At 43.2% G+C, this 24,329-nt stretch carries 29 protein-coding genes and 2 pseudogenes; 4 read left to right on the forward strand and 27 right to left on the reverse strand.

Annotation, left to right across the window (positions count from 1 at the left end; translation table 11 throughout):
- Positions 1 to 37 precede the first annotated feature (37 nt).
- The 5 genes from ACQKPA_RS03745 to ACQKPA_RS03765 all read right to left on the reverse strand — a co-directional run bounded on the left by ACQKPA_RS03745 (position 38) and on the right by ACQKPA_RS03765 (position 1,963).
- On the reverse strand, positions 38 to 298 hold the full coding sequence (locus ACQKPA_RS03745) for a DUF4275 family protein (protein ID WP_427489497.1): 261 nt from the start codon (positions 296 to 298) through the stop codon (positions 38 to 40).
- 28 nt (positions 299 to 326) lie between these two features.
- On the reverse strand, positions 327 to 452 hold the full coding sequence (locus ACQKPA_RS03750) for a hypothetical protein (RefSeq protein WP_427489499.1): 126 nt from the start codon (positions 450 to 452) through the stop codon (positions 327 to 329).
- Positions 445 to 1,050 (reverse strand): HAD family hydrolase, encoded by a 606-nt coding sequence (locus tag ACQKPA_RS03755; protein ID WP_427489501.1) that lies wholly within the window; start codon positions 1,048 to 1,050, stop codon positions 445 to 447. The genes ACQKPA_RS03750 and ACQKPA_RS03755 overlap by 8 nt, the downstream gene beginning before the upstream one ends.
- A gap of 179 nt (positions 1,051 to 1,229) precedes the next feature.
- Entirely contained in the window at positions 1,230 to 1,694 is a 465-nt protein-coding gene (locus tag ACQKPA_RS03760) for a hypothetical protein (RefSeq protein WP_427489503.1), read from the reverse strand.
- An 80-nt stretch (positions 1,695 to 1,774) separates the two neighbouring features.
- Positions 1,775 to 1,963 (reverse strand): hypothetical protein, encoded by a 189-nt coding sequence (locus ACQKPA_RS03765; RefSeq protein ID WP_427489505.1) that lies wholly within the window; start codon positions 1,961 to 1,963, stop codon positions 1,775 to 1,777.
- Positions 1,964 to 2,843: 880 nt separating this feature from the next.
- Between ACQKPA_RS03765 and ACQKPA_RS03770 the strand changes: the two genes are divergently transcribed.
- The 4 genes from ACQKPA_RS03770 to ACQKPA_RS03785 are packed head-to-tail and all read left to right on the forward strand — an operon-like array spanning position 2,844 to position 6,335.
- Complete coding sequence (locus ACQKPA_RS03770) at positions 2,844 to 4,007, forward strand: ABC transporter ATP-binding protein (RefSeq protein ID WP_427489507.1); 1,164 nt, start codon at positions 2,844 to 2,846, stop codon at positions 4,005 to 4,007.
- Between the two features lies 1 nt (position 4,008).
- Positions 4,009 to 4,674 carry an ABC transporter permease gene (locus ACQKPA_RS03775; protein WP_427489509.1) on the forward strand — a complete coding sequence of 222 codons (666 nt, stop codon included), beginning with the start codon at positions 4,009 to 4,011 and terminating at the stop codon, positions 4,672 to 4,674.
- The gene (locus ACQKPA_RS03780) at positions 4,671 to 5,624 is read left to right on the forward strand and encodes a glycine betaine ABC transporter substrate-binding protein (RefSeq protein ID WP_427489511.1); all 954 of its coding nucleotides are present in this window, start codon (positions 4,671 to 4,673) and stop codon (positions 5,622 to 5,624) included. The genes ACQKPA_RS03775 and ACQKPA_RS03780 overlap by 4 nt, the downstream gene beginning before the upstream one ends.
- A gap of 12 nt (positions 5,625 to 5,636) precedes the next feature.
- Entirely contained in the window at positions 5,637 to 6,335 is a 699-nt protein-coding gene (locus tag ACQKPA_RS03785) for an ABC transporter permease (RefSeq protein ID WP_427489513.1), read from the forward strand.
- A 65-nt stretch (positions 6,336 to 6,400) separates the two neighbouring features.
- On the opposite strand, the gene ACQKPA_RS03790 is transcribed toward ACQKPA_RS03785, so the two are convergent.
- From ACQKPA_RS03790 to trxB, 22 genes and pseudogenes are all read right to left on the reverse strand, one after another.
- Positions 6,401 to 7,018, reverse strand: coding sequence for an alpha/beta hydrolase (locus tag ACQKPA_RS03790; RefSeq protein ID WP_427489515.1), 618 nt, complete (start codon positions 7,016 to 7,018; stop codon positions 6,401 to 6,403).
- Positions 7,019 to 7,120: 102 nt separating this feature from the next.
- Positions 7,121 to 7,708: a GNAT family N-acetyltransferase gene (locus ACQKPA_RS03795; protein ID WP_427489517.1), complete on the reverse strand. Its 588-nt coding sequence runs from the start codon at positions 7,706 to 7,708 to the stop codon at positions 7,121 to 7,123.
- A 48-nt stretch (positions 7,709 to 7,756) separates the two neighbouring features.
- Positions 7,757 to 8,221 carry a hypothetical protein gene (locus ACQKPA_RS03800; RefSeq protein ID WP_427489519.1) on the reverse strand — a complete coding sequence of 155 codons (465 nt, stop codon included), beginning with the start codon at positions 8,219 to 8,221 and terminating at the stop codon, positions 7,757 to 7,759.
- A 204-nt stretch (positions 8,222 to 8,425) separates the two neighbouring features.
- The gene (locus ACQKPA_RS03805; RefSeq protein ID WP_427489521.1) at positions 8,426 to 8,674 is read right to left on the reverse strand and encodes a hypothetical protein; all 249 of its coding nucleotides are present in this window, start codon (positions 8,672 to 8,674) and stop codon (positions 8,426 to 8,428) included.
- 44 nt (positions 8,675 to 8,718) lie between these two features.
- Entirely contained in the window at positions 8,719 to 8,895 is a 177-nt protein-coding gene (locus ACQKPA_RS03810; RefSeq protein WP_427489523.1) for an AAA family ATPase, read from the reverse strand.
- Between the two features lie 5 nt (positions 8,896 to 8,900).
- Positions 8,901 to 9,143: pseudogene (locus tag ACQKPA_RS03815) on the reverse strand (hypothetical protein); the annotation flags it as partial.
- Between the two features lie 226 nt (positions 9,144 to 9,369).
- Positions 9,370 to 10,233 (reverse strand): RNA polymerase sigma factor SigJ, encoded by an 864-nt coding sequence (sigJ, locus tag ACQKPA_RS03820; protein WP_427489525.1) that lies wholly within the window; start codon positions 10,231 to 10,233, stop codon positions 9,370 to 9,372.
- Between the two features lie 334 nt (positions 10,234 to 10,567).
- Entirely contained in the window at positions 10,568 to 11,209 is a 642-nt protein-coding gene (locus ACQKPA_RS03825; RefSeq protein ID WP_427489527.1) for a peroxiredoxin-like family protein, read from the reverse strand.
- Positions 11,210 to 11,308: 99 nt separating this feature from the next.
- A complete protein-coding gene (locus ACQKPA_RS03830) occupies positions 11,309 to 11,437 on the reverse strand; it encodes a hypothetical protein (RefSeq protein ID WP_427489529.1) in 129 nt (42 codons plus the stop codon).
- Complete coding sequence (locus tag ACQKPA_RS03835) at positions 11,434 to 11,679, reverse strand: hypothetical protein (RefSeq protein WP_427489531.1); 246 nt, start codon at positions 11,677 to 11,679, stop codon at positions 11,434 to 11,436. Before ACQKPA_RS03835 ends, ACQKPA_RS03830 begins: the two co-directional genes overlap by 4 nt.
- 55 nt (positions 11,680 to 11,734) lie before the next feature.
- Entirely contained in the window at positions 11,735 to 12,919 is a 1,185-nt protein-coding gene (locus tag ACQKPA_RS03840) for an NAD(P)/FAD-dependent oxidoreductase (protein ID WP_427489533.1), read from the reverse strand.
- Positions 12,920 to 13,043: 124 nt separating this feature from the next.
- Positions 13,044 to 13,427, reverse strand: coding sequence for a DoxX family protein (locus tag ACQKPA_RS03845; protein ID WP_427489535.1), 384 nt, complete (start codon positions 13,425 to 13,427; stop codon positions 13,044 to 13,046).
- A gap of 1,564 nt (positions 13,428 to 14,991) precedes the next feature.
- Entirely contained in the window at positions 14,992 to 15,072 is an 81-nt protein-coding gene (locus ACQKPA_RS03850; RefSeq protein ID WP_427490260.1) for a hypothetical protein, read from the reverse strand.
- 245 nt (positions 15,073 to 15,317) lie between these two features.
- Positions 15,318 to 16,367, reverse strand: a complete 1,050-nt coding sequence (locus tag ACQKPA_RS03855) for a flavin-containing monooxygenase (protein ID WP_427489537.1) — start codon at positions 16,365 to 16,367, stop codon at positions 15,318 to 15,320.
- 20 nt (positions 16,368 to 16,387) lie between these two features.
- Positions 16,388 to 17,638 carry an MFS transporter gene (locus tag ACQKPA_RS03860; protein ID WP_427489539.1) on the reverse strand — a complete coding sequence of 417 codons (1,251 nt, stop codon included), beginning with the start codon at positions 17,636 to 17,638 and terminating at the stop codon, positions 16,388 to 16,390.
- 310 nt (positions 17,639 to 17,948) lie between these two features.
- Entirely contained in the window at positions 17,949 to 18,338 is a 390-nt protein-coding gene (locus ACQKPA_RS03865) for a protein-tyrosine phosphatase family protein (protein WP_427489541.1), read from the reverse strand.
- A complete protein-coding gene (locus tag ACQKPA_RS03870) occupies positions 18,310 to 18,423 on the reverse strand; it encodes an arsenic metallochaperone ArsD family protein (protein ID WP_427489543.1) in 114 nt (37 codons plus the stop codon). Before ACQKPA_RS03870 ends, ACQKPA_RS03865 begins: the two co-directional genes overlap by 29 nt.
- Before the next feature lie 62 nt (positions 18,424 to 18,485).
- A complete protein-coding gene (gene arsC, locus ACQKPA_RS03875; RefSeq protein WP_028407113.1) occupies positions 18,486 to 18,905 on the reverse strand; it encodes an arsenate reductase (thioredoxin) in 420 nt (139 codons plus the stop codon).
- A gap of 27 nt (positions 18,906 to 18,932) precedes the next feature.
- A pseudogene (locus tag ACQKPA_RS03880) lies at positions 18,933 to 19,350 on the reverse strand (ArsB/NhaD family transporter); the annotation flags it as partial.
- A gap of 85 nt (positions 19,351 to 19,435) precedes the next feature.
- On the reverse strand, positions 19,436 to 21,763 hold the full coding sequence (gene gshAB, locus ACQKPA_RS03885; RefSeq protein ID WP_427489545.1) for a bifunctional glutamate--cysteine ligase GshA/glutathione synthetase GshB: 2,328 nt from the start codon (positions 21,761 to 21,763) through the stop codon (positions 19,436 to 19,438).
- Positions 21,764 to 21,807: 44 nt separating this feature from the next.
- Positions 21,808 to 23,136 (reverse strand): MATE family efflux transporter, encoded by a 1,329-nt coding sequence (locus tag ACQKPA_RS03890; protein ID WP_427489547.1) that lies wholly within the window; start codon positions 23,134 to 23,136, stop codon positions 21,808 to 21,810.
- A 162-nt stretch (positions 23,137 to 23,298) separates the two neighbouring features.
- Entirely contained in the window at positions 23,299 to 24,261 is a 963-nt protein-coding gene (gene trxB / locus ACQKPA_RS03895; RefSeq protein WP_427489549.1) for a thioredoxin-disulfide reductase, read from the reverse strand.
- Positions 24,262 to 24,329: the final 68 nt, after the last annotated feature.

Genomic DNA, 24,329 nt, shown 5'->3' on the forward strand with positions numbered 1-24,329 from the left:
CCAAATGTATATTCTTACGGTTCATATCACATCGAAATTATTTCACTTTGTAAAAATATGGACCACACATGTCTTCGTGAGTATTTACATACGTCCAAGTAAAGATTTTATCAAAAATATAGATATCTTGTTGAGAATCGAAATCCTCCGCCACTATTGCATTTGCATTACTGTATAGAAGTACTCTGGGAGAGTTTTGGTACATAATATATAACTCATCTTTACTTTCAGAATTAAAAGCATTTCTTGCTTCATGTTCTTTCAAACAATCTTGTATTTCATAACTAAAATATGCCACTTATATTGATCGTAATAAATGCTTTCTTTTACATGTCAATTAATTTTTCTTTATATAAATATTCCTTTTGAATAAATTTAATAGGCCAATATATTTTTTGCAGTTCTATTTCCGGTAAGCTATCTAAAATTAATTGAATCTCTTTTCTAATCAAGTGTTCTCCCCCTCGTTCCTATCATCTGTTCAACTTTTACTATCCATTCATGCTCTTTATCTGCTAACAGGGTCTTCCATCCCAATTCGTTAACTGGCTTTAGGTTCTTTTCCTGATCATCAATATAAACAACCGTTTGGCCTAAATCTTCAAATTGTTTGCTGACATGTTGATAAATTCGTATATCAGGTTTGCTTAAACCTACTTGATTTGAAATCGTTATGCTCTTTGTATGTGGTTCTACTCTTTCTAAAATCGGTTCCAACCATTCCTTGCAATGGTTACTTAAGATGTGGATATCTGCAATTTCACTCCACTCCGCCAAATAATTTAATCCAGGAAGCGGTTCCAGTGATTGAATTAATAACGCTCTGGCTTGCTCTTTGTCAATTTGCTTTACTCTCAGACTCATCCATTCCCAAAAGTCATCTTCTTTGATCTTTCCAGTCCATAGATCTTTTCGAATCTCATCAAATTGTTCTCGGATGTCTTGAAATGAGATTTCGGTACCCTTAGATAATTGGAGCCAAAATGTAGATGAAAAATTGCTTACTAATACACCAGCTAAATCTAATACCAGTTGTGGCTTTGCAGTCATCGAATCGTCTCCCTTATCTTATATACAAGCTTTACCGAGGGTTTAAGCGAAGTGGAGGGGCATCATTGAAATACTAAGAAGCATCGCTATTCTTTATGTCAATTGAAATTTGTTTCTTAAATCAGTAATGTATGCGTATGCATCATTAATTTCAGTAATTCCTTCAACAACATTCCACCTTAATTCCTCAATAAAAATTGAAATTCACTCTCTCGTGAATCTATGTCCTTCAAATAATTCTCGTTATAATCCTTGATAAAATCTGATTGGCCCTTATAATATTCAAAACGTTCTAGAACATAAATTTCCTTAAGGGTGATGAATAAAGCTAGAAAATCCCTAAGGTTTCTCGCAACCAAATGTACTGTTTTTTCAAACATAGGTTGTATAAAAATAATCGGGGCCTCTTCTAAATCTTTTAGAGATTGATTAAACGTGTAAAAAGCGAAGTGGTCCGCACCAACTCCTGTTCTGCCAAAAACTACAGCGTCCTCTGGCGTACATTCATACCTGTCATCATCATTATTAAAGCTAATATAAAAGCCTATATAATCATTGACAGTTTGCCCATGTAGTTGATGAAGTTCCTGATCCAATTGAACAAGCTTTTCTAATGTTTTTGGCCTTTTATAATTTAACGGCATCAAAAGGTTCCCCTACCATATATTATTTGTTGTATTTCGCATAACATTCTTTTTGTATTCACGAGCTACCTATTTTAGTTTTATTCATTTGTCTTATTAAATTCTTGATTTAACCTATCAATTTTATCTTCTATTCTTCTTAAGCTTTTTTTCGTATTTTTTGTATGTAGCATTACTCTATTTACAAATCGAAATAATGCTACAATAAACAGTAAAACTAATACAACAAAGACTATTTGAGATAGCGCCACCATCCAAAAAAAATCCACGATATTAGCCCCCTTATTAAACTAAAAACTAAATTATGGTCCATTGTCCCTTGCATCAATTGTTATTATTACTATTTTCAGGTGTTTCATATAAATCTCAGGTAACACCTTCCATTATTATACATCTGAATAACTAGCGGTGGTAGTCCAATAGTTTGAATACTGTGTTATAGGATGCTATTCCTTCTCAAATCAACTATCGCTCCTCACTAGTCAATCTTTTATCTACCCTTCGACGATTCTAGACCCGAGGGTACCACATATTCAATATCGTTCGATATACACGTTTCAGCCCATTGCTAACTGGGTAATAGAATTAAACATATTATTGCATGAGCAGTTATACGGTCCTACTCTAAGGGAATCGTTGCTTGCTTACGTATTTTGCATATATCCATTTGGGCCGAGGGAAGCAGTGAAACAATGACATTGCTGCTTGATTCGCGCAGGTATAACAGGGATTCATGTATGAGAACGCATATTTTCCTGAATACGAGCAGGGGCATACAGGCTTGGAATACTTCTTCGGATGGATGTAACAAGGGATTGCACCGTTTGGAAAGCTACATTGCATATAAAGGTGGAATTTTGGGTATGTAAGTCAAATCCATAACGAAGATTTTTAACTTAAATTGTTAGTACCCTCAGGGCTTCCCTCTTAGATCTTTCTCCACCCCTTAATCATGCGCTTATTCCTATTCCATTTTGATTTCTTTTAATGCTAACTTGCTTAGCTATTTTCCATTTCTACATAACAAGGCTGAAGCCTTCTCATATCTCTGGCACCGCGCTTTCCCCCTCAACAGTTTTTTTGGGTCCCCGATGGATGATATGCCAAATGCTCCTATAATATGGATACTGCTTGCAAAGGGGCGATTGAATGATAGTACTGGAGCATGTGAACAAGGTTTACGATAATGGCTTTCACGCGCTGAAAGACATTAATCTGGAATTCAAAAAAGGGGAAATTACCGTCCTCATCGGACCGAGCGGCTGCGGCAAATCGACTACCATGAAGCTGATCAACGCGCTCAATACGCCATCCTCGGGCAAAGTTCTGATTGACGGTAAGGATATCTCGAGATTGAATCCGGTTGAACTTCGACGCAATATCGGCTATGTCATTCAAAGCGTTGGTTTATTTCCGCATATGAATATCTCCAAGAACGCGGGCGTGGTTCCGCGTCTAAAGAAGTGGGATAAAGACAAAACAGATCAAAAAGTAAATGAATTGTTGGACATGGTCGGACTGGACCACACCATATATGGTTCGCGCTATCCATCCGAGCTTAGCGGAGGGCAACAGCAGCGTGTAGGCGTAGTGCGCGCGCTGGCAGCTGAACCCGATATCATCCTGATGGACGAGCCGTTCTCCGCACTGGATCCCATCAGCCGGGAGCAGCTTCAGGATGAGCTGATCCGGCTTCAACAGGAGCTCAATAAAACCATTATTTTTGTTACACATGATATGGATGAAGCTATTAAAATTGCGGATACCATCGTTCTGATGAAAGATGGAGAAGTAATTCAAACAGGCAGACCGGACAGCATTTTACGGCATCCCGCAAACGATTTTGTGCGTGACTTTATCGGTTCCAAACGTCTGCAGAATGAAAATGAAAGCGCCTATGAAATTCCGCTTGTGGATGAAGTGATGATTACGAATCCGGTCACGGCATTCCCGAGCCGGGGATTAGCCGAAGCCATCAAGATGATGGAAATGAAGCGCGTCGATTCGCTGCTGATTGTGGACCGTAACCGTCAGCTTCAAGGCGCGGTTTCGATCTACCGGGTACTCGACCAATACGGCGAGGAAGGCAAGACCGTGGCAGACGTTATGCATCCGATCCGTTTTTCCGTGGCATCGGGAAGCACGCTTCCACAGGCCATCGAGATCATGGACAGCCACCAGCTCAGCAACCTCCCTGTCGTAGACAGCAATAACCGGTTCCTCGGATTAATCACAAGAGGCAGCGTGGTTAAACATTTGGCCGAAGTCTATCCTACGATGGTTCCTCCGGTGCTGATCGGAGAGGATGAGTGATATGAGCGCATTTTGGAGTTTTATCACGGATCGTTATCCGGATATGCTAAGGGCATTGCAGGAGCATCTGGTCCTCTCATTCTCTGCCGTGCTTTTGGGGACTGTTGTTGCCATACCGATCGGTATCCTGCTCGTATACAACCGGGTAGGCTGGATTAACAGCATCGTATTTTTCATTACGAACCTGTTTCAGACAGTTCCGAGCCTGGCTCTTCTGGCAATTCTGATTCCGCTGCTCGGCATCGGCATGAAGCCGGCCATACTGGCACTGTTTCTGTACTCCCTGATGCCCATCCTGCGGAATACCTATGACGGTTTTCATTCCGTGGATAAAGGCGTGCTCAATTCGGCCAGGGGGATGGGATACAGCACCGCCCAAACGATTTTAAGAATTCAGCTTCCTTTATCTCTTCCTTACATCATGTCCGGTGTCCGCATTACGACCGTTTACATCATCAGCTGGGCAACACTGGCTTCCCTGATTGGTGCTGGCGGGTTGGGCCAGCTTATTGTATCTGGACTTGGTGTCAACAAGCCCGAGATGATCTTCATCGGTGGTATTGGTGCTATTCTCCTGGCACTTGTAGCTGACGGTCTGCTTGGCCTGCTTGAGGGCTGGCTAAGCAAACACTACCATCAGACACAGACCCGGGACGCTGCGATATGAGTAACCTCAAACGTAAACAGCGGGCCGGACGGAACAAGGAAGGCGTGATGAAACTGAAAAAGCTGAAGAGGATGCCGATGTTAGTCTGCATGCTGGCACTTATCGCTTTTACCTCCGCATGCGGAATTCAAAGCGACATGACCATCGGGACTCAAACCTATACCGAAACCAAGATTATTGCCGAAATGTATAAAGCATTGATTGAAGACCAAACGGATCTGAAGGTGGATATTATCCCGGATTTGGCCTCAAGTTCATTGGTCATCAATGCGATGAAACGAGACGACGTTCAGATGGCGACACTATATACCGGTGAGATTTTCAACAACCATTTCCCGATCAGCGGCACCAAAGACCGCGATAAAGTCTTGAAGGAAGCGCAGGATGGATTCCAGGAACACTTCGGGTTCACCTGGATGAACCCTTTGGGTTTTGAGAATACCTACGCGTTCACGGTAAGAAAGGATCTTGCCGAAGCCAACGGGTATACCAAAATCTCCGATGTCAAAAAAGACATGGACAACATGAAGCTCGGGGTGGATACAACATGGCTGGAGAGAAGCACGGATGGATATCCGGCATTCTCCAAAGCGTACGACATCAAATTCGGTCAGGTCTTCCCCATGGAAATCAGTCTGGTATACAGCGCGGTAGCCAATGAGCAGGTGGATATCGTATTAGCCTATTCTACGGATTCCCGGCTGAAAGCCTACCAATTGCAGACGCTTCAGGATGACCAGCAATTCTTCCCTCCGTATGATGCAAGTCCGGTATTGCGTTCGGACCTTTTGAAGAAGCATCCTGAAATTCAGGATACGATAGCGCCTTTAATCGGCCATCTGGATGCAGATACGATGATATCGCTTAATTATCAGGTGGACATTGAGAAGAAAAGCGAGCGGGAGGTCGCAATCGCGTATTTGAAAGAGCAGGGCCTCTTGAAAAGCTAAAGGAGGGTAAGCATGGAAAGTGAACATTTAACATTTGCCGACTTTTTGTCGTATATATCGCGAAATCAGGGATTGCTCTGGGAGTATTTCATCCAGCATATTACGATGGTCGTTATCGGTCTGGGCCTGGCATTCATCGTCGGAGTGCCGCTTGGCATCCTCTGCTCTAAGAGCAAATGGGCGGCCAAGGTCATTTTGTTTATCACCAACATCCTGCAGGTGGTACCAAGCTTGGCCATGCTTGTGGTTCTCATGTTATGGATGGGACTCGGAACGACAACGGTCATGGTGGGACTCTTCCTGTATTCACTGAATCCAATCGCACGGAATACGTACGTTGGGTTAAAACAGGTGGATCCCAGCTATCTTGAATCTGGAAAAGGAATCGGGATGAGCCCCTTCCAAATGCTCGTTAAAGTGCGTTTTCCGCTTGCGCTGACGTATATCATGTCGGGCCTGCGTATTGCGGCCGTTATCGCCATCGGTGTGGTAACGATTGCCCCTCTCGTAGGAGGAGGCGGGCTGGGAAGGGAAATCTATGCCGGACTGAACAGCAATAACTCCCTTCGGATCTTTGCAGGGGCTATTCCAGCCGCGGTGCTGGCAATCGTTGCGGATATCGTGCTCGGCATGCTGCAGCGTAAGATGGATCTAGCCAAACGAAAGTCAGGTACGGCTCCATCGCCTGCGAAAATGCAAAATATCAACTGAGGCTGGTAGAGGGTAAATTTTAAAGGGGCATCCCAAAAGATCAAAGATCTTTCGGGATGCCCCGATTACTTATTTAGAAATTCCATATATATCCTTACAAGCTTCCTTAATATCTCAATACTTTCCTCAACCTTATTGGTCTCAAAAGCATGATTTGCATTAGGAATTTCAATGACCTCTCTGACTTTGTCTATATTAATTTGGTTTGCAAGTTCCTTATTAAACACTTCATCTTCTGTTCCATAAACCACAAGTCCATTAAACTTGTTGATATAGTGAATGGTGTCTTTAATTGGTGTCAAAAATAAATGTTTTATAGGAATTCCAAGTTTCCCATGAACTTCTCCAGCCACGATTGTTCCTAAGCTCTTACTAATAAAAACAACTTGTTTATACTTGCCAATGATTCGTTGAACCGATTCGCGGCTTTCATCTATTACTCTTTGCAGATCATTAACATCCAAATTCGTTCTCGCAGCTTGATATCCATACTCCAGTACCATTAAGTCAAAACCACTTTGAAGTGCGGAAGTTCCAGCAAAATGTAGACTTGGTTTATCACAAGGATAGTTTTTTCCGGGAAACAGAACAACCAACTTGCTGTTTTTCTCATAAAGTTGAATATATTTTTGTTTCATTTCCGTTTTCCAATACGAGGGCACCGTTATAATCTCTAATTTCATTCTCTCCCATCCTTTCCTGTTTCAGACTCTATATAACCTTTGTTATAGGATCTCAGCGCCTACTGTGAAACATACAAATTGTTTTAACAACCTTGATGAGCTTTATAATAATTCTCCATCTTCCATTTGCTTTTCAATAAATTCATCCTTCGTTAAGCCAAACAAGATAAAGTCTAAATACTTTCCGTTTATATATACTACTTGGCGACGAACGCCTTCTTGCACACAACCGAGTTTTCTCATCATCTTCGCTGAACCTTCATTTCCTTCAAGAACACAGTCATTGAACTTATTAAGTCTTCGTTCTAGGAAGGCATATTTTAGTAGGATTTTCATAGCACTTGTGCCATACCCCTTAGCTCGGTGCTCCTTATCAATTACAATACCTATACTAAATGTCCCATTTCTCTCATCAATACTGTTTAAATTAATGCCGCCTATACTATCGCCATCCAGGTTTTCAATCGTGAACATGATTCGTCCATTTGTAGAAGAAAAGTGAGCATTTTCTTCTACGAACTTTTTTGCCCCTAATATGGTCGGCGGTAACTCAATCGCACATTCTAATAAAAGTCGAGCAGGAGTATCAAAATTACTTCTGTAACAACCTTCCCAGTCCTCATCCTGTATTGCTCGTAATCTAACTTTATCATCTTGCCAAAAATAATGTGTGTAATCTATTTCTCTCATGATAACCTCCAGATTTAATTATGTTTTTACGCTGCCGCTCATAAACTCTTAATATAGATCCCATTCATTAAACTTCTCAGAGAACCCAATGAATACCTCTATTTCACCAGGTATATATTCACTATTTATAAAATAAGCTGTCAATCGGGCATGACCTTCAAGTACAACTACTCTTGAGTTCTCATTCATCGATACAAATATGAGTCTTGGAAATACTCTGCCATTCTTGATTGCTAAAGAAATATCAAGAAATCCCTGGTTATTAACTCCATAAACTTCAATTTGATTCATAATATTTTTGGATGCATGGATAGGAAGTCTAATACGACTTGATAATTCATTCCAATAACTATAATTGATATACATTACTTCGCTTAGGTCTTCCTTCTGAAAACCTGCTTTATACCATTTAACTTCTGTAGGGAAATTCTCAAACAAATCCGTATTGCAGCCAAATCCCCTTGTCTTACCGAGAATATCTCTTCTTAATTGGTTCTCGGTTTGATCATTCAAATTAGGTTTAGTGCGACTATTCGTCTGATAACCAAGAGATCATTATGTAAAATTCGAAAATACGTTGTTATATGAATAAAGTCTTGATAAGACCCTCATTTTCATATAATATAAACGTCGCTCTCCCTTAGCTAGCTCCAATCTAAGAGAGAGCGACATTTATTGTACAGTATATCCCCATCTTAGTTCACATTGATTATTCTTTTACTCGATGATAATTTCCCCTTCACCAGTAGGTACTTCAAAACCCTTGAGGAAGGAAGATAATATTTCTTCTGTTATTGTAAATGCAGCATTAGCATCGAATCTCTGGCTCCGAATGCGAAGTCGTTCACGTAAATCACTAGGATGAACTTTCAAATAAATAAGCTTCCACTCTCCTCCTCCATCTTCAATTAGCTTCTTATAATCATTTCGTTTCTTACGTTGCCAGAAACTGAAATCAATAACCACATTGCGCTTTTCCTTTAACAGATTTACTAGTTCCTTATACAGCTTTAACTCGGCTTCAACTTTAAGTTGCTCATACATTTCAACTGGATAATCAATTCCGTATCGACCATTTGTAGACCATATTTCTTCATTTCTTCATCTATGGAGAGACGTACAAAGCCCCTCTGCTCTAGCCGTTGAGCAAATGTTGTTTTTCCTGATCCAGCGACACCACACATCATCACTACCGCTCACCCCACGGCCTGCAGAATGCCATCGCCAACAGGATGCCGGCCGCGGCGAGAACCATGGTGACCGCGTTGGCAATGCGCCAACTGGGGTCGCCCATTTGATCGGTCGGCATGAAGAGACCAAAGGTCCAGGCGATTTTAATCAGCAGATACGGCGACACCGCTACGGCGGCACCATACCCCCAAATTCTTCGCATCTTCGTCAATCGCGAGGCTTGATCCTCTGTTGTTCCTATCATGTCGTCATTCCTTACCTTTTTATTTTTTCGTTAACGTTTCATGGCACAGTTTCCTTAATCTTGTACGTTTCCAACATTTGAAAAGTTGCGTTAAGCTGCCTTCTCTAATGTTTATTCAGCTATCGTTCTCAGTTAGCACAATGATGTAATGTTCATTAAAGACAAAAGGAAACTTGAAAAATTTTAACTTAATCTTATCGTGGTGGAAAAATCTTCATTCGACAACCTAAACCCGGGTAAGCTTATCCGGGTTTCGTACGATGTAGATTCTGGCAAGCTTTCCGCATCGGCGTTGTATAAATATAGCTCCCACGGTTTCGGCCCCCGAGCGGGCTACTATACTGATCTCGCCGTTCAGACGGGCAACCTCGAAATGAAGATTTCCCTGATAATAGGGCTTTATGCCTTCGTACGCGGCGGCAAGGATTCGGGCCACGCTATCGCGCGTTTGTATCGGAACCGTAGCCGCGATTACTTTTCCGCCACCGTCGGAGACGAGCATGACATCTTCGGTCAGCAGGGACAGCATCTGATCGACGTTACCTTGCTCGAGGGATGTGAGGAACCGGCTAACCCATTCCAGTTCGACCGCTTCGGCCGCGACCGGCTCCTCCTCGGATATTCCCATCTTGCTTCTTGCCCGGCTCATCAACTTGCGGCAATTCGCCTCTTTCTTGCCGAGCAGTTCAGCTATTTCGGGATAATCGAAGCCCATCGCCTCACGCAGGACGAAAACCGCCCGCTCTGTGGGAGTCAACCTCTCGAGAAGTACGAGCATGGCATAAGACAGCAGATCGCGCCGGACTACCGTCGTCTCAAGCGTATCCGCCTCCGGCGTCCGAATCGGTTCGGGGAGCCACGGACCGACGTACACTTCCCTGCTCTTCCGCGCAGACTTCTGCAGATCGAGACAGCGATTGGTTACCATTTTGCACAAATACGCCTTCGGCTCCTCCAAACGTTCAGGATGTACATCAAACGCCTTAAAGAAAACGTCCTGCACCGCATCTTCCGCGTCTGCCGCAGAGCCTGTCAACTGATAAGCCAGTGTGAACAGCAGCGCTCTATATTGATCGTACAGTTCCTCCATTCGCCGTCTCACCTTCTCCGGGTTGTTAGAAATATTGCAATCTTGGTCTCTTTGTTTTCTATCGAAGCATACTCGCGTAATCCCATACCTGCTTCTTCATTTTCCAAAAAACCCGCCTTTACGTCAAGAATAAAGGCGGGTTTTCATGTTTTTCTTTAGCACGCGCATATCTTCATTCATTTGACTGTACTTATTGTTCTCCATCGGCGACCGCCGAACATCTTGTCCGGTCAATAAGAAGGGGCTGCCCCTCGGTCGTTTATGATGACTTTTGGGACAACCCCTTCTCTCATAATCCGAGACTGCACGATGCTACCTATCTTTCATGCTTCTCTTAGAGCTTCTTCAATTGATCGATGATTTCCTGTGGCTCCATCCGTTTCATGAAGTCCGGATTGACGTGTGCGCGGCGGATTATCCCTTCTTTATCTATAATAAACGTTGCCGTAACCGGCAAAATCCAGCGATCGGTTTTGTTGAACTCGGTGAGATCCAAACCGAAATTTATGATGGTGTCCTGTAAATAATCGGGCACTTCATACAGGATTCGGTAGCTTTCAGCGATACGGCCGTTCAAATCGCTCAGCACCTGGAAAGTCAGTTCCTCCTTCTCCTTATGGGACAGCGAGTTGTCGGGGCTTTGCAGAGTAACGGCAATCAGTTGGCCGCCAAGCTTCTCAATATCCGGCAGCAATTGTTGGTAAGCCCGAAGCTGGATATTGCAGAACGGACACCAGCTGCCACGGTAGAAGGTTAGAACAACCGTTCCTTTCGCAATCTCGTCATATAGGTTCACTTGCTCACCGAGCGGATTTGCCAGCGTAAAATTCGGAGCTTTGTCCCCTTCCTTTAAACCGAAAACAATACCGGACTCCTGTTGCTCCTTAATGTGCCGAAAAACCTGCGATTGCACTTCTTCAGGCGCTTTGGCGATAAAACCTTCCTTCGCTTGATCCAATAATTCTTTAACCGCCATGGTACAACACTCCTTTTAAATAAATTATCGGAGTAAATACTCCAGTTTAATACGAACCATCATATCGGCTGGAACAACAACTTTGCGCACATGACCGAGCTACTTGTCGAACAGAACAAACCGAATCCGCCCGTTCGCCATGCCCGGGGTCGTTTCCTTTATTGCTTTGAGCGCGGCAAGCCCTGCACGGACGCCTCCGATAATTATGAATGTCAAGTCGTTCATCATTCCTCAGCTCCTTTTACGTTTTGCACATATATAACGATGTAAGGCCCTGATTTGTGACATCGGAAACGAACGAATAACCTTGCATAGCCTCGTTTAATGCAGCCGTTGTGTTTGTTTTTATAACCGTCTAAAAATTGCCTGAGCACCTGTTGGAACACCTTTTCCGCGTCTGCCGCAGAGCCTGTCAATTGATACGCCAACGTAAACAGCAGCGTTTTATATTGATCATACAGTTCCTTCATTCGCCGTTTCACCTTTTCTAGGCTGTAACCTATTGCGATCTTGGTCTCAATGTTTCTATCGGAGCCTGCTGGCTGAATCCCATCCCAGCTTTCTGGCTTTCCATCCCAGCTTTCCTGTAATGATCATATCAAGTCCCCATTGGCGCGTCCACACCAACCCGCGATTTTCCCCTAGGCCGATGCAGAAGATATCCTTATAAGAATTGTGAACCGGTGCGGGACGACCCTCGAGATCGGCCAACACGATTTTCCCTAGTCGATCCGCCTGTATCCCACCTTCTTTGCAAGTCATCTGATCCGCCTTGCCGGTTCTCGGATCAACGATTCTTGCACAGTCGCCAATGCTGTATACGTCCGGCGTCCCTTTGACGCGATAGCTTTCATCTACCAGCACTTGACCTTCAGGAGTAAGCGGCAAGCCCATGCTGCGAAGTGCCGGATTCGGTATCAGACCAATCGTCCATATACATAGGCCAACCGGCAGACGATCGCCATTGCTGAGCGTCACCACTCCTGCTTCCTCCCGAATCGCCTTACGATTATGAACTACTGTCACTCCACATTCGCTGAGCGTCAGATACAACTTCCGTCCAACTTTCTTCGGCCCTCCCGGGAACAGACGCTCCTGCGCATTCAGCAAATAGACGGATATATCGGACGAATTCAGTCCTAGTGCTGCTGCTTCCTTCCGCATGGCGAGCACCAGCTCAGCGGACGTCTCGATGCCACTGATGCCCGCCCCTGTAACCGCTATTGTCATCAGTCGCTTTCGTTCCTCAGGGTTCGTCTCGTCAGCAGCTTTCCGTAGATTGGCGCGCCAGCGCTCCCGGATGTCTGCCGCGGTTTGCGGGTCGGTCAAGGCGATGCCTCCCTGATCGGGATCCGGTTGCCGAACGATGCTACCTACTGCCACGACTAAGAGGTCATAACGAATTCGGGCATCATTTCCTTGCGCATCCTTATATCGAATCTGTTTTTCCCCGCTATCCACGGACGTAACCGTACCTTGCACGAATTCGACTCCTTCTGGAAACCAATGCGTCCAGGGAATCATAATCTCTTCCTCGCCCACAGCAGGCCGGAACAACAACACTTTGCGTACATGACCGGACTGCTTGTCGAACAGAACAAACCGAATCCGCCGTCCGTTCGCCAAGCCCCGGGTCTCATCCTTTATCGCTTTGAGCGCGGCAAGCCCTGCATGACCGCCTCCGATGATAATGCATGTCAGGTCGTTCATTTTTCCTCAGCTCCTTTACGTTTTGCACATATAACAAGATAAGGCTCTGATTTGTGACAATCGGAAACGAACGAATAACCAAAGCACACCGGGAGCGTCACAGAGCATCGTGCATTGTGATCGGTCAGCCGGTGAAGGACTCGGGTCCGAAACGGCCCCACGCTATGAATGCTGCCAGTGCGAGATAAATCAGGTTCCCCACCACTGGTTTGACGTCGCCGTAGCGGAGGTGGATGATGATCGCGCCGATCATCACCAACACCCAGCAGACAGCAGTCACCGGCACCAGGACCGGTGCGATGCCGATTACGGCGGGTAGGATCAGGCCTACCGCAGCTAGGATCTCGAGGACCCCTATAGTCTTGAGGAAGCCGACGCTAAAATCTTCGACCCATCCCCCGAAAGGGTACTTGGCTAGTTTTTCCTTGGGTAAGAACGTCTTGTTAATGCCGCTGGACAGGGCTACTACGGTGAGCAGTCCGGTTGCGATCCACAGTGCGAGGTTCATTTTTCCTCAGCTCCTTTACGTTTTGCACATATAACAAGATGAGGCTCTGATTTGTGACATCGGAAACGAACGAATAAGAAACCTTGCATGAGCCCGCTTAATCAGCCGTTCTTTCGTGCCAGTTTGTTGAGTAATTCTGCCCGTTAGCGGAGAAGGCTGCGGATCCATTTTTGGTCTGCAGCCTTCTCCTGTTGTTTATTCAGCTATAATTTTCCGATAGTGTAGTTATCTTCGACATCAAAATGGTTATACCTGCCAAAAGACCCACTCCCCGCCACGATCAGACAATATTTTTCTTTCTCTATAGGCACATAGACATGCATTGTTATTAAACAAATGACAAATGTTTATCTTTTAACTTTTTTACCTCGCCATTCCTTGCTTAGTATCTCTTCCATCGGATCATAGCTTCTTGCACTATATAGGAAATAAACACCTCCCTTGCCGATCTCGTCCTTACAAGTGCAACATGCTTCTCCAATTCCTCGGCATAATCACGGAGTATTGAGCCAAAAATCAGTTTTCCATTTGATGCTTCTAATACAAACACTGCATACGACATTTGACTCAAAATATTGAGCAGCTAACGGAGAAAAAACAGAGCGGAGGCCATTCCAGACACAGCAACTTCTTTGACTTTTATAAAAGTTGTTTAACCTATACGCTTAATCAAAATGGTTATGGCAACTTGGTTATCGTGATGTGAGGGTTTTTAGAAGACCTCTGGATATGAAAGAGTTAAAACTGCTAGTCCGACCAATAGGACTGTTAACCGGTAGGTCGTGTTAATTTTACTGACTCAAAATCTTCCAACGATAGGAAGTAAAGTCACTGTAGATTAGAACTTAACTTTTATAACACCGACGAATGATTTACTAGAATTGTATTGAATATAGATGTTCTTAGTGTTTCAATGACCTTAATGAAGTGTCAGAAAAGGACCCAACCAATTAAATTGAAGTGCACCCCTTAGCGTGAGACAAATTAAAACACCTTCAAGAGACCTTGGAGGTGTTTTTGAGTTGGCAACAGGAGTCAGCAATGGCGAAAAATCGTTTTTTGAAGCAACAATTCTTAAAAAGGGAGAACTAAGATCGTGGAAGCCAAAGATTTCTCCACGCATGTTGTTAAACTCAATTGTAGCGTTCTCTGCTTTGTCCCGTTAACGTGAAATGAGGCCCTTTTGCATTAATAATTAACTGTCCCCTTCCCCGCCTTCGACATGGGCAACATACCTATAGCAAGTATTTCGGCAGGATAGTCTATCGTTGCTGAAAAATGTTCCTCTCCGACGACAGCACAAACGGGATCGAACCATTTCTGGAAAGCAGATGGAGTTATAAACTGTTTAATGTATGAATTCAGATATTTTTAGGACAAGAACATATATTTTTTCCAAAGCTATCTACAATGTAGCCACATTTATGTCATAATCCTATAATGTGGCCATTTTTGTGCATTTTATGATGACACAATATGGCTACAAAATAATAAAAAGCTTGACAAATCAAGCTTTTCTCAACAAATATATGTAGACAATTTTGTGTCATTAGACATTTTTTCTTTAGTTATCCAAGGACCAGATCCATCCACTTTTTAGTAGTGATGGTGAGCTGTACCAATAGAAAGGAAGCTGAAATACGATACGGTCGTGGCACGAGTAAGAGTTCCTGTTCCCTTCTTACATGAATTCGTTCATCCGGATATTGCTCATAAAGATCATGAACCGTTATATAATCCTTACCTTCCAGTTCTTGTTTTCCAACGTTTGTTGATTTTTGATTGCTGAATATAGGGATGAGCAATAAGTACAAGAATTTTCATTTGAATACCCTTCTTTCCTCATGATACATGCTAACTAGCCATTACTCCCATAAGAAACAATCTGTCTTACTTAGCATTTTGCTGAATATGTTTCACAACATACTTTGCATCCGGACCAACCCCCCGGAGGGTCGCTGAAGCAAAGGATCGCTGCCCGGATAGCCCCACATAATATAGACCAGGTACAACCGTACTTACACCTCGGTCTTGTAATGGATCTCCCTTAGCATCAAGTCCTCCTAGATCTTTGATAAAGGAAAGATTGGAACGAAACCCAGTTGCAAAAATAACAATATCCACCTTCTCTTTTGAACCATCTGGCCAGATCACTCCATCTTCATAAAACGATGTAAACATGATCTTTTGCTTTGGATTGCCATCCTTCAACCTTTGTTTATACCCATCCAGGTCCATGACGGAAGATGCGTTGGCTAATGACTTCCCTATCCGCCAATGAGAATCGATACCGGTGATAATAAACCAAAAGTGAATATCTTTTCCTAAAAAACGCTGCGGGACAAGCGAGACCGGCTCACGAACAGCTAATGTTGTATTAGCTATATCTGCTAACTCCATCGCGATTTGTACGGCTGAGTTTCCCCTGCCAACGACGATGACAGAATGATCTCTATAGGGATCCGGTGTCTTATACAATGCGGAATGTGTAATTGTACCGTTGAAATCTTCCTGACCCGGGATCGATGGGATATATGGCTTGTTAAAAGAACCAGTAGCGCAGATCACGTTGCGTGCAGTATAGGTTTCTCCCGTAGTCGTACGAACTTGAAAAACACCTGATTTTTTAGAAACTTGCTCAACACGTTGATGAAAGGCAATTGGCAATTGAAAGTGAGACGCATAGTTTTTTAGGTACTGAACAACCTCATCTCGATTGGGGTATCGGTCACCTGGAGACGGGATGGATAGTCCCGGTAAGGATGAATATTTAGCCGGCGAAAACAGCTTTAAACTATCGTAGTAATTCGGCCACGAACCTGCAGCTTCCCCACTCGCTTCCAAAATTAAAAAGGATAAACCTCTTTGTTTCAAGTGATACCCTGATGCTAATCCCGATTGCCCGCCACCAATGACTAGGACATCTAAAACTTGATTCATTGTCATTCTCTCCTCTCACGTTATGTATGGTTATCGATATCATTTAGGACTTCATTTTTTCGATCCCTTTTCTTTACTCGAAGCAATATGAATGCACACAAAACTAACAATAGAGCAGCACTGACATTCAAGGCGGTGTCTCCAATGACAGAGAGCAGTGTGAAACCCAGAAATGGACCTAACGCAGCACCTATATCAACCGTCATGGAATACGAAGATACAACGTAATGTTTATTGGACGAATCAGCTGCATATTGAGCAGCATCAGCATCTAATAATGTAGTTACGATTGAAGAAACGAGAAGTAATAGGATCAGTGTCGAGAGCCACAAAACAGTATGGAGATTGAATGCGATGATGACAAAAAGAATACCCACTGCCACGATACTTCCCGTTAACCATTCTGTTCTCGACTGCCTGATATCACTAACCCTTCCAACCCAATAACCAAGGAAAGGATCCGCAGCTAATTTGAGGGTGAGTAATATCCCTGTTAACGTTGCAGCACTAATCGAACTTAATAAAGATAAGGCACTAAAATCCCGCATTTCTATCCAGTAGCTAAGTGTCGATTTCACGTACCCTTGGAATAATAAAGAAATCACAAATCCGGTTAGAAGTAGAACGATGAAACGTTGATCCTTAAACATAAGCATGAGTGCTTTCGAATTTTTGTTTTTCTCTACATGCTGCACTACACCTCGACTGCTTATTTTGATAGGTAACAAAATCGGAAAAGTTAAAGCACTGAGGATGGCAAAACCGATTAACACCGACGAAGTATCAAAGCTTTCAGATAATAAGGAACCTACAACCATTCCGATAACGACACCAGCACCGGCAATCCCATTAAACAAACCTGTTAGTTTTCCTGGCTGCTTGCTCTCCGTAACAGCTTCAACCACTAATAACTGCCCGGCTTGTTTAATGAAAGCCCATGCCACTCCCCACACACATCTAGCGATCAAGAGCGCGATAAATTGATCAAAGTAACCATAAGAAAATGTAGAAACGATCGTTAAGCAAATGGCGATGAATAGACCATTTCGCACTGGATATCGTGTATAGAACCAACCAATGAGTGGATGTATCGGTATACGAACAAACCGATTGATCGACAATAAAGCTCCAATTTGCCAAAGGGCGGTTAGCCCGAATTCCTCACTGTTTATCGGCAACACGGCATATAACATGGCGTCTCCAAATAAACATACTGCTGTGATGAAGGCGGCAATGATCATGTTTTTCTCAGCTGTGCTCCGCTTCACCATCCTCCCTCTTTGATTTTGATCCGTGGGACAAATGCATTTGCCGCTACCATCAAAAATCAACCTCCAAATTATTTGTAAACTGCAAGTAATAACTCATAGAATATGCCCCTTAGTCCACTTTAAGGTGCATAAAAATTAAAACCCACTCACATTGTATGCATCTAACCTTAGATCAGTTATAACTCAGATATTTGTATTTTGCAAGTTTTTATTTTAAAATGAGTCCATTTAAATAGCCGCCTGTAGAACAGGTGGCTATCATAAGACTATGCTTCAAATATCTTTTCGAGGGATTCCCTTTGGGTCGGCTTTATTGAATAATATTGCGAATGCTCTTGGCCTTTTCCTCAGCTTCGGCAATGGTTTGGGCCTCTCCTAGGGCTAGCAAAGTTCCAATAGCAACGGTTCCTGTTCTGCCTTTACCTCCCCAACAATGAAAAGCAACTTTTTGGCCATTGTGATAGGCACTTACTACTTCATCGATCGCCTTTTTAAATAAAACTTCCTCGCTCTCTGTTGCATTGTCGCCCAGGGGGATCTTAATCCATTTCACGTTGGCATCTGTTGATGCGCACTCCGTGGCTTCTTCTCGAAGATCCACCACAACTTGGACACCTTCTTGTTTTACCATTTCTTCGACATCAGCGGCTCCGCCCATATAGATCTTATCTTCATGTAGTGCATGGTATTTCTTCTCCATGTTCTTCGTTGCCTCCTATTTTGGTGAGCCCACATATGCCTGTAGAACAGCACATGGCCGGATCATAAATTTCAATGGATATCATGTCGTTTCCCTCTAATAATAAAGGAAGCCGAGAAAAGTTCCCGGCTCCTCCATTCTATTTTATTACTCGCCGGTTTCAGCGAACTTTTGAATACGCTCGCCGATTTGATCGCGAACGCGCTGAAAAACAGCCCATTTTTCTTCGTCGGTACCCTGAGCCTTGGCAGGATCGTCAAATCCCCAGTGCTCGCGGCGAACATGAGGAGGTGTCATCGGACAACGATCGGCAGCATCACCGCATAGGGTGACCACCAAATCGGATTGATTCAACAACACCGGATCAATGATGTCCGAAGTTTGGTTCGAAATATCGATCCCCACCTCGTTCATTGCTTTGACCGCATTCGGGTTTAACCCATGTGCTTCGATGCCGGCGCTGTAGACATTCCAATCATCACCCAGATGTTTTTTGGCCCATCCTTCAGCCATTTGGCTGCGGCAAGAGTTGCCTGTGCACAAGAAGTACAATGTCTTTTTTTCCATCATCGTTTCTCTCCCTTATCACTTGAATTAAAGTATGGTTAGCCAGATATATAATCCTAAAAGGGTTATAAATAACGTTGGGATGGTCAATATAATCCCTGTCTTAAAGTAAGTCCCCCAGCTGATCTTCACACCTTTAGTCGAAAGGACATGCAGCCAAAGCAAGGTAGCCAGTGAACCAATTGGTGTAATTTTGGGACCTAAATCGGAACCAATCACATTCGCATAAATTATAGGCCTCTTTAATGGCAGCCGACGTGTTTGTCGCATCGATTGCGAGTGCATCAATCATGACGGTCGGCATATTGTTCATGATCGAAGAAATAATCGCCGCAATGAAGCCCATCCCCATTGTTGCCGCAAACAGTCCTTGATCCGCTACGCCCTGTATGACACTTGCCAGAAGGTCTGTGAGACCGGCGTTACGTAAGCCATTCATCATCATCTTGTTTCAATCACTATTTGCTCATTCATTTGTTCAGCCAGTGACACGTTCCCAGATGGAATCAACTTACATCGCCGCAATCGAACTACCCAAATAATAAATCCAGAATCTTGTCATTTGCCTTTCTGTTCTTTCCGATATAAGGGTAGCAGTGGATATGGATCGCTGGATTGAAGTTGATTTCTATAATGCTGTAATTGGTATCGGTTGCTTCTTCCTCTAAAGAATCAATCATCATATCCACACCACATATGGTCGCTCCTGCAGCTTTAGCTGATTGAATGGCAAGATTCTTATAGCTGTTTGGCATTTCATCCGTAAAATCGATACTATCTCCTCCCGTACTAATATTCGAATTTTCCCTCAGATAGATGACGTCCCCTAATTGGGGTATATCGTTCCAACCCATAGCATGGTTCTTCAAAAACATCTCTTCTGCTTCCCCTAACTGAATTTTCTCAAGGGGAGTCTTATACCCTTTACCTCTAAGTGGGTTTTTATTCTTCTCATGAACAAGCTGTTCGATCGTGTGGACACCGTCACCGACGACATTTGCAGGGACACGATGCAGCACCCCTACAACCTGATCCCCCATGACCAGAAAGCGATATTCCTTCCCTGTCATAAATTCCTCAAGTAGAACCGTCTTATCGTGCGAAAAGGCTATTTCAAACGCTTTTTTCATATCCTCTCTCGAATAATCTTGATTGAAGATCGTAATGCCGAGTCCAAAATTGGTTGATTTGGGCTTTATCACAATTGGAGTACCGCGATATGTTTCATAGGTGGACATTGCTTCATCCATGCTCTGAAACGCTTCCCCTGACGGTACACGAATTCCATGTTGTTTGAGAACTTCTTTCGTAACCACCTTATTTTCCATAATTAATACCGTACTATAGGAGTCCAAGGAAGTTTTCGTAGCTTGCTTCACATACTCTTTATGATTACCTTTTGAAAGCAGTACAAAATTCTCATCCCGATCCATCCACTTAAAGCGTATGCCTCGTTTCACCGCTGCCTTTAGGAGCAGTTGAGTTGATAATTCGAGATCCTCATACCCTGCAAAACGGTATCCTTTTTGAATACTGTCCTGAGCGTATGTTTTCGCTTTTTCCAAATGGTAGGCCAGATAGGATGATTTTTGAATGTCGGACTTCACCCTGGATGCAACATTCAGCTCAATATGTAGAATCTTTTGCTTTTCACCGTCCAGAATGTCCTGATAATCCCCATGCTTAGGAAACAAGAGCTGCACCATATCCTTCATCTCATCGATAACAGCGAGTGCCATTTCCTCCATCGTGAACTGACTATATTCAGGCTCGTTTAAATAGCCTTTGATACCTTTCATTATCAACTGATCTTGGTTTACATCAGCTATCCTTTGGTCTTCCTCATGGAAGGATTCATCTACTTTAAGCAGCATAAAGAGAATAAACAAATGTATAAAGTGCATCATTTCTTTACTTATTCCAATCTTATGAAGTGGATTAATATCCATAAATCGAAGCTCTAAGTATGCTACTCCATCTTCCACAAGCTCTTGGCACGGATTGAGCCCCTTAGCGGTTTTTAAGCGAACGGGGCTGTAAAATTCCTTTACGCTCAGTAATTCATTCTGTTGAATCAGCCTGTTTAAGTCATGAACATACTCTTTGGCCGAATTAAAAGAAACATAATACGACTTTTCGTTCCGATAGCCACACATACTGTTCCGAAGTGAGTTCATAATCGGAAAATAATAACTTTTATTATCATGGGAATCCGCCAAGCTAACACATTGCTCAATATAGGTATTATCAAAAACAGGACTTGCTCCTGTTAGATAGATGAGCAACCATCGATACCTCATCAAGTTACGGGCTACTTTAAAATAAATCGCATCTTTGAACTCCTTAAAGTCTTTGTGCCGCACCTGTGTATCATATAGTTTTGCAAGAAATTTCTCATCAAACGAGAAATTATAATGAATTCCGCTTAACAATTGTCTTTTACGACCATACTTATCCGCCAATTCATTTCGATAGTCGTCCGCAATGGGATCGCTCATTTTGGCAATAGGTATTTCATTCTCTTCGGGAAGCATGGGAGGATTGCTACTAGGCCACAAATACTCTCCTTCCAATTCCACAGAAACGATGTCTTGCAAGGCTTCCATGAAATGATAAGTCTCTTCAATCGACTCAAAGGCGGGAGTTATCATCTCGATTTGGCTTTCTGAGAAATCAGTTTGAATATAAGGGTTGCCCGTCTTGCTTCCAAAAGCCTTCGGGTGGGGTGTCAGTGCAAGCTTTCCATCTTGATCGACCCGTACATTTTCTTTTTCTAATCCGAAATGACCTCGAAGTAGATCATTTTGAAGTGCATGGTCTATTACAATCTGTATAAGTTCACGATTCAACAAATTCATGTTTATGACCGTCCTTTATCCTTGAACATTTAAGAAATTGCAAGCTATTTATGAATACTGCGTAAAGATTTTCTGAACCAGATGACCAAAATGATCCCCTTAAAAACACTACTTAGCGCAATCGCCATCCACACCCCATTTAAACCAAACGGTTCAGATAAGAGCAAAGCAAAGGGGATTCTTAACGCGGTAAATAAAATACTGAAGATCGGCGGAATATGTGTTTTACCAATACCGTTAAACGCACCTACGGTCATCAGTTCCAAACACATGAACAGTTGGGAGAAGCCGATAATTCGCATATAGTCCGTTCCGAGCTTTATACTCGTATCATCAGAAAGAAACAGCGAAAAGAGCTGCTGAGGAAATAAAATGAATACGAGCGAAGCGAAAATGCCAAATATGGAGGTCAACAGCAACGCTTTTCGATAACCCTGCCGAATTCGATCCAATCGACGTGCTCCGTAATTTTGTCCAAAAAAGGCTGCGATAGCCCCTTGTAGGCCACCGATCGTCATATAGGAGATCGATTCAATTTGAATGCCAACCTTTTGAACCGCAATGGCATCAGCCCCCCACCTTACAATAATCTTAGCAATAATGATCGAAATGATCGTAAAGGTGACCCGTTGAATCGTGATCGGAACGCCCAATCGGATAACTTCTTTCATTAGACGGCTATTCCATACCGATTGCTTAGAGATCATTTCTAAGTTTTTCGTTTTAATGATAAACAGCAAAGTCACAAGTACATTAGCCGTTAGTGTAGCAATAGCGGCCCCTGCAACTCCCCAACCTTCAAAACTGCCCACTCCATAGATTAAAAATGGATCAAGAATAATATTTAAAATGAGACCCATTGAAAAAATATAAAATGGTTGTTTACTGTTTCCCATTGCATTCAAAATGGTTGCATATAAGGTGTTCAGAATTGAAAATAGGGTACCTACTATCGAAATCAATAGAAATTGCTTCGCCATCTGCTCAACTGTTTCACTTCCCAGATCGAAAAAACTAATAAGCTGGTCCTGGGTTAATATGATAAAAACCATGTAGAGCAGCCCTAATACAATAGACATGATAAATCCGTTCTTCACATAAGACTTGGCTTGTTCTCCCTGGCAGGCCCCCATACAATGTGAGACCTTGATGCCAGTACCAATCGTTATCATGGTCGATAAAGCAATCGCTAAATTAATGAAGAAGCTTGCTGTGCCAATTGCAGCAACCGGACCACTTCCTAGTCCTCCAACCCAAATCATATCCACAAGACCGTAGGTTGTAGATATAAAATTGGTTGCAATGATGGGAATCGTCAATTTCATTAAAGTAGACATAATAGGACCTTGTGTCAAATCATTCGTGCCCTTCATGATCTAGTTGCTCCTTCTTGCTCTCATGTTAATGTAACACCCGACCACAAGGGTCGAGGCAGAAAACGCCTGTTACTGAATCAAGTTGTGCTGTATCGTTTTCTTTTCGAATTAGCTTTGTTGTCTTTTTTAGTGAAATCTAATTCATACATAAGCATACGCTTATACTTTAGCCAAATCTGTGACTGATTTTATAAACGCGGATTCTGCTTCTAAAAATCGTTCGCTGTCTAGCGCCGCCATACATCCTGTACCTGCTGCTGTAATCGCCTGACGGTACTTCGGATCTTGTACGTCTCCGCAAGCAAAAACCCCTGGAATGTTCGTTTCGGTCGTACCAGGTTTCACACGAATATATCCAACTGGATCGGTATCAATCTGTCCCTTTAAAAATGCCGTATTAGGCGTATGACCCGTCGCAATAAAAATTCCGTTAGTCTCGATGATTTCTTCATTTCCTGTTTTTAGATCCTTGACGCGCAGCCCGGTAACACCGCGATCATCGGCGATAATTTCAGTGGATTCTTTGCTAAGTGCCCAGCTTATCTTAGGGTTTTGTCTTGCACGTTCCTGCATAATCTTCGAAGCACGCAGTTCATCACGACGATGAACAATCGTTACCTTGGATGCGAACTTCGTAAGGAAATTGGCTTCTTCCATGGCGGAATCTCCTCCGCCCACGACCAGCACTTCTTTATTTCGGAAAAAGAAACCATCACATGTCGCGCATGTGCTTACGCCGCGGCCGATATTCTCCTTCTCGCCTGGTATGCCGCCAAGTAAATTCGCCGATGCTCCCGTGGAGAGAATGATCGTTTCAGCTTCCAATTGACCCAGCCCCTCAACGGACAATCGAAACGGACGTGAAGAGAAATCCACTTCATGCACCCAACCATTCTTAAACTCAGCACCGAATCGAATCGCTTGTTTTCTCATATTATCCATGAGCTCAGGTCCCATGATTCCATCAACAAATCCAGGGAAATTCTCAACTTCTGTAGTTAATGTCAATTGGCCTCCTGGTTGTGGTCCCTCAATAACAAGCGGATTCAAATTAGCTCTAGCTAAATAAATGGCTGCCGTTAAACCTGCTGGACCCGTTCCTATAATGATGGATTTGTACATGATTCTTCACTCCTTCGTTTGTTTTGCATGGAGAACCTTGTCTTCCGATTCTCCCCCTTTGCACCGAT

The sequence above is a fragment of the Paenibacillus sp. NPDC093718 genome (genome assembly GCF_050279985.1).
Classification (GTDB): domain Bacteria; phylum Bacillota; class Bacilli; order Paenibacillales; family Paenibacillaceae; genus Paenibacillus_AQ.